This window comes from Lactiplantibacillus xiangfangensis (genome assembly GCF_001438845.1).
Taxonomy (GTDB): domain Bacteria; phylum Bacillota; class Bacilli; order Lactobacillales; family Lactobacillaceae; genus Lactiplantibacillus; species Lactiplantibacillus xiangfangensis.
In genome coordinates, this window is the sequence record NZ_JQCL01000070.1 from 1 (window position 1) to 1,315 (window position 1,315).

A 1,315-nucleotide genomic window follows, 5' to 3' on the forward strand; every position below is an offset into this window, starting at 1 on the left:
TGTTTACTTAGGAAGGAGTTTTTTAGTATGGGCCGAAATGGGACCCGATACAGTCTAGAAGACAAGCTAGCGTACATTGACTTAGTAGAGCAAGGAATGAACACCAGACAGATTGAACATCAGTATGGTGTTAAACATGATCAAGTCAAACAATGGATAGAACGATATCGAGCAGAAGGATTAGATGGCTTGAAGCATCGGAAGGTCCACCGGTATCCACTGGAGTTCAAACAGAAAGTGGTCGACCTATATTTAGCAGGAAACACCTCATATCCTCAACTAGCTAGCCAATTTAAGATTCCAAATCCAAGTGTCATCTATCGGTGGGTGAACCTGTATACTAGTGGTAAATCATCTAAAACCACTAGGAGGTCCCACCGCATGAAGAACGGTAGAAAGACGACACAGATCGAACGAATTGAAATTGCACAATGGGTCATCGCAAATGACTTAGATTATAACGGTGCCATTGAAAAATTTTCAGTCTCATATGGACAAGTTTATGCGTGGGTCAAAAAATTTAAGCAAGACGGTCCGGAAGCTTTACAGGACCGACGTGGCAAGGATAAATCCAGCAAGCCTAACTTGACTGATGAAGAGAAACAGGCGCTCAGAATCAAGGAATTAGAAGCACGAAACGCCTACTTGTCAAAGGAGAATGAAGTTCTAAAAAAACTGAAGGAAATAGAAAGGATGGATGCCCAACAGAGCCAAAATATCGTACCATTCAAGCACTTGCCCAAGAAGCGTTAGATCGGCATGAGCCAACTCAAATTGGCCTTATGTGTCAATTCTTAGGCGTCTCAAGAGCCGCCTACTACAAATGGCTTCATCATCGTCCGAGCCAACGAGCCATTGAAGATGAAGGTATCGTCAAATATATCAAGAATCTGGAAGAGCAACATCATTATATCTTCGGTGTTAAGCGTTTGGTTGATTACGTGAACAACGAAACCACGTATCACGTCAGTCACGGCAAGATTCGCCGCTTAATGCGTAAAAACCACATCGTCGCTTCAATTTTAGTTGCCAAACATGACCGGAAAGCCGAACACAAGGAATATATTCTAGGTAACAAGTTACTTACAGTCGATGCCAAACATAATTTTCATCCAGAAGGCCCTAACCAAGTCTGGGTGACCGACTGTAGTGAACTTCAATATGGTATTAAACATGGTGGTAAAATTCGCGTCAGTGCCATTAAGGATCTCTATGACCACAGCGTCATTGCATGGTCAATCGAGCCAACAGAAACCGCGGATTTAGTCACGGAAACCTTTAATGCGGCCATTTTGGCGAATGGCGGTGTTAAGCC

At 43.1% G+C, this 1,315-nt stretch carries 2 protein-coding genes; both read left to right on the forward strand.

Translation table 11 applies throughout. The features are described 5' to 3' along the window. Nucleotides 1–27: 27 nt before the first annotated feature. Nucleotides 28–753 carry a helix-turn-helix domain-containing protein gene (locus IV64_RS14800; protein WP_057706722.1) on the forward strand — a complete coding sequence of 242 codons (726 nt, stop codon included), beginning with the start codon at nucleotides 28–30 and terminating at the stop codon, nucleotides 751–753. Nucleotides 754–782: 29 nt separating this feature from the next. Beyond that, nucleotides 783–1,315 (forward strand): IS3 family transposase (locus IV64_RS07965; protein ID WP_057706721.1); only part of this gene is annotated, 533 nt, incomplete at its 3' end.